Source organism: Anaerofustis stercorihominis, assembly GCF_024623185.1.
Classification (GTDB): Bacteria; Bacillota; Clostridia; order Eubacteriales; family Anaerofustaceae; genus Anaerofustis.
The window spans coordinates 1-3,895 of sequence record NZ_JANJZK010000040.1; the positions used below are offsets into that span (position 1 = coordinate 1).

General features: G+C 39.7%; 4 protein-coding genes and 1 riboswitch. All 4 genes read right to left on the reverse strand.

Translation table 11 applies throughout. The annotated features are described in order from the left end of the window. Positions 1-21: 21 nt before the first annotated feature. Genes thiD through cytX form a run of 4 tightly spaced genes read right to left on the reverse strand, consistent with a single transcriptional unit; the run spans position 22 to position 3,457 of the window. Positions 22-816 carry a bifunctional hydroxymethylpyrimidine kinase/phosphomethylpyrimidine kinase gene (gene thiD, locus NSA01_RS09745; protein ID WP_257481267.1) on the reverse strand — a complete coding sequence of 265 codons (795 nt, stop codon included), beginning with the start codon at positions 814-816 and terminating at the stop codon, positions 22-24. Between the two features lies 1 nt (position 817). Beyond that, entirely contained in the window at positions 818-1,465 is a 648-nt protein-coding gene (thiE, locus tag NSA01_RS09750) for a thiamine phosphate synthase (protein ID WP_257481268.1), read from the reverse strand. Next, positions 1,452-2,276: a hydroxyethylthiazole kinase gene (gene thiM / locus NSA01_RS09755; protein WP_257481269.1), complete on the reverse strand. Its 825-nt coding sequence runs from the start codon at positions 2,274-2,276 to the stop codon at positions 1,452-1,454. The genes thiE and thiM overlap by 14 nt, the downstream gene beginning before the upstream one ends. Then, entirely contained in the window at positions 2,270-3,457 is a 1,188-nt protein-coding gene (cytX, locus tag NSA01_RS09760; RefSeq protein WP_257481270.1) for a putative hydroxymethylpyrimidine transporter CytX, read from the reverse strand. Before cytX ends, thiM begins: the two co-directional genes overlap by 7 nt. Before the next feature lie 67 nt (positions 3,458-3,524). After that, positions 3,525-3,622, reverse strand: a riboswitch (TPP riboswitch). Positions 3,623-3,895: the final 273 nt, after the last annotated feature.

Genomic DNA, 3,895 nt, shown 5'->3' on the forward strand with positions numbered 1-3,895 from the left:
CATATGTACGGCTTGTCCTTTTTAATCTTTTAAAAAGGACAAGCCGTACATATGATTAAGCGGTCCCGAACCTTTTCCGAGGTCCAGCCCGTCTTTAAGTGCTCCCGTTATATACTCCTTAGCATTTTTTATACTTTCTTCTTTTGGGTATCCCGCGGCTAGATTACATGCTATGGCGGAAGAAAGAGTACATCCGGTGCCGTGAGTATTTTTAGTATCTATCCTCTTTCCCTTAAACCAATGGATATCCCCCTTATCGAAAAGTAAATCATTGGCGTTGTCGTCGTAGTGTCCGCCTTTTATAAGCACAGCTCCGTCTATATCCTTAGATATTATTTCTGCCGCTTTTATCATGTCTTCTTCGCTTTTTATATTTATTCCCGACAATACTTCGGCTTCCGGAATATTGGGCGTTATTATACTTCCCAGAGGCAGAAGCTTATTTATAAGAGTTTCCATTGCATCATCACTGATAAGCCTGCTTCCGCTTGTTGCGACCATTACGGGGTCAACGACTACATTCTCCGCTTTGTATTCTTTTAACTTTTCTGCTATGGCTTCTATTATTTCAATATTCGACACCATACCTATCTTTACCGCGTCCGGTCTTATATCACTAAATATGCAGTCGATTTGATTTTTAACGAAATCCGGGGTAGCGTCCATGACACCGTAAACCCCTGTAGTATTTTGAGCTGTAAGTGCGGTTATCGCACTCATAGCGTACATCTTATGAGCGGTTATCGTTTTTATATCGGCTTGAATACCGGCTCCTCCGCTGGAATCGGAACCCGCTATAGTAAGTACTTTTTTCATATTACTCTTCCCCTTTTACCATTTTTTTAGATAGACAAAGAAGCTCTTTTGTATCATTTTCTATATCCTGACTTGCAAATATCGCGGAAACCACTGCCGCACCGTCTACATTCGTTCCCTTTAGCTTAGATATATTATCCCTACTTATACCCCCTATGGCAACTACGGGGATACTCACGTTATTGCATATCTCCTTTAGAGTATCGAAGGATACATCATCTGCGTCAAGCTTGGTTGAGGTAGAGAATACCGCCCCTACTCCGAGATAATCCGCACCTTTTTTTTCTGCTAGTTTCGCTTCTTCCAAGTTTGAAGCGGAAACCCCGAGAATTTTATCTTCACCTATTTTCTTTCTTACATCTCCCGCTTCCATATCGCTTTGTCCCACATGGACTCCGTCTGCGTCGGATTTTATGGCTATATCCACGTTATCGTTGATTACAAAGGGTACGTTATACTCCCTTGCAAGCTCTTTTATTTTCAAAGCTTCCTTTAAGAAAGTCTCGTCATCAAGTTCTTTTTCTCTTAACTGCAAGAATGTGATACCGCCTTTTAATGCTTTTTTTACTTGAGTATATAAATCATCCTTGTCCGTCCACGCCCTGTCCGTAACGGCATATAAAAGCATATCTTCACTATTTACTTTCATATTTGGCTCCTTTTTCCAGTTCGTCCCCTGTCATATTAAATATAGCATCTATCAAATAATTCCTAAATGTGGAATTACCTGCCCCTGTTTCTTTCATCTTTTTATAAGCGATTTCTCCCGCATAGCCCATTAAACATACGCTCGCAAGACACGCTTCAAGCATATCATCATCATTTGCCGTTATATAAGCGGCGGTCATTGCGGAAAGCATACATCCCGTCCCCGTAATATTTGACATCATCGAATGTCCGTTCCTTACGATATAAGCTTTTTCCTCATTTGCTATTATATCGATTTCTCCGGTAACGATGATTATAGCTCCGGTTTTAGCTGAAAATCCTTTAATAAATTCGACTGCGTCATCTATATTTTCATCGGTCACTTTATCCGCTATATCGGCGTCAACACCTTTTGTTGTCCCGCTTCCCATATAAAGCGTCTTTATTTCCGATATATTGCCTTTGATAACGCTAAACTTTATTTCTTTAAGCAAATCCTTTGCTGTATCGGTTCTAAGCGAGGAAGCTCCCGCACCTACAGGGTCAAGGATAACAGGATGAGAAAGTTCGTTTGCTTTCTTTCCCGCAAGTATCATCGAAGGGATAGTATTCTTATTGAGTGTACCTATATTTATGTTAAGCCCCCCGCAGATAGTCGTGATTTCTTCCGCTTCATTACTGTCGTCCGCCATTATGGGAGAACCTCCGCATGCAAGAAGTGTGTTCGCACAGTCGTTTACCGTAACATAATTCGTTATGTTATGGATTAGAGGTGTTTTATTTCTTACATTTTCCATCATTTCTTTTAACATTCTTTTTTACCTCCGAATATCTTATTTATTATAATACATAAAATTATCACAATTATCATAACGGGAAGAGTGTTCCCGACGGGAGTGTCTATCCTCATAAATACTCTGTAGGTAATAAACCCTATAAGCCAAAGTATAATATTAGTTTTATTTACATTCAGCCCGCTGTAATCCTTTTTTAAAAAGAAGAAGTCAGCGATCTGTACGGCTATCATAGGAGCAAATACAGAACCTATCAGATAAAGGAAATTCTCAAACTCCTCTATGGGAGTAAATATCGCAAGGAGCGTCCCAACGATACAAACGATTATGGCAACCTTTTTTTCGCTTAAATTTTTACTTATACTGACACTGCTCACTCCCGCAGAATATGCATCTAAAAACGTAGTTGTCACGGTAGAGAGTATTATTATAATTACACCTAAAATACCAAGACCTGCCTGAAGCATTATTACTGCTATGTCGCTGCTCTTGGTAAATAAAGCCGCACCCATTCCTATTATGTACATCCAACAGCTTGAAATAAAGTATACCGACACACTCGCCAAAGCAGATTTACCCGGTTCCTTTGCTTCTTTTATATAGTCGGATATCAAAGGAAGCCAAGAAAGAGGCATTGCAACACTAAGTTCCACCGCAGAACCGAAACTAAGTCCTCCCGTCGCGGGATTTATGATGTTACCTTTAAATATAACAGTGCTAAGCACAACGGTAAGCAGGAACAGTCCTCCCATTGCCACGGTGTTTACTTTCCCTAGATTGGTTATACCTATGACTACCCATAAAATTATAAGGGCACCTATGATAACACACCATAAAGCCTCTAACGGAGAACCTAAAAACGAATTTGATATAACGCTTACCGCCTTTGCACCTCCTACTATCATTACCGCAGTCCAGCCCACCAGCTGAAGAACGTTAAGAGAAGAAAAAAGAAGTGAACCTTTCTCTCCAAAAGACATTTTTACCGTCTCCATTGCACTCTTCTCACTCTTTCCTCCGATGATGCCCGCAAAGTACATTAGTGCACACCCAATCAAATGTCCGATGATTATTGCAAGAAGTCCTTTGGTAAATCCGAGGGGTGCAATCAGCGTACCCGTCATAATTTCCGCTATGGAAACTCCCGCACCGAACCAAATCAGAGAATTGTCGAATACACTTGTTTTTTTGTTTTCCATAAAATGTTCCTTTCCATATAAGCAGAAAAAAACGAGAACCCTATTCGGATCCCCGTTTAAAAATCATAACAATAATTAAAATGCTTCCTACGTTGGCATTATCCAAATCAGGTTAAGGGTCGAAAATAATTTTCCTCTCAGCAAAAAGCTCCCCTGCTTATATATTTAATTTGTAAGTTTATGCTAGCATAATTGTCGGATTATGTCAATATTTGATTTCTTTTTAAAGAAACAAACGATTAAGGGGTTTCGCCCCGCAAACCACATTTCTGTAGGGTTCCACCCTACAACCCACCAATATTTTTCCAAAGATAAAAATATTGGATAAAAATCTTTCACTCAATCGCCGTGAAGGCTCTTAACGCGGTCGGATTTGACTATTTACTGTTCGTCAGAACAGATAAATTTAACTTTGTTAAATTTATTCAAGCTTTAGCT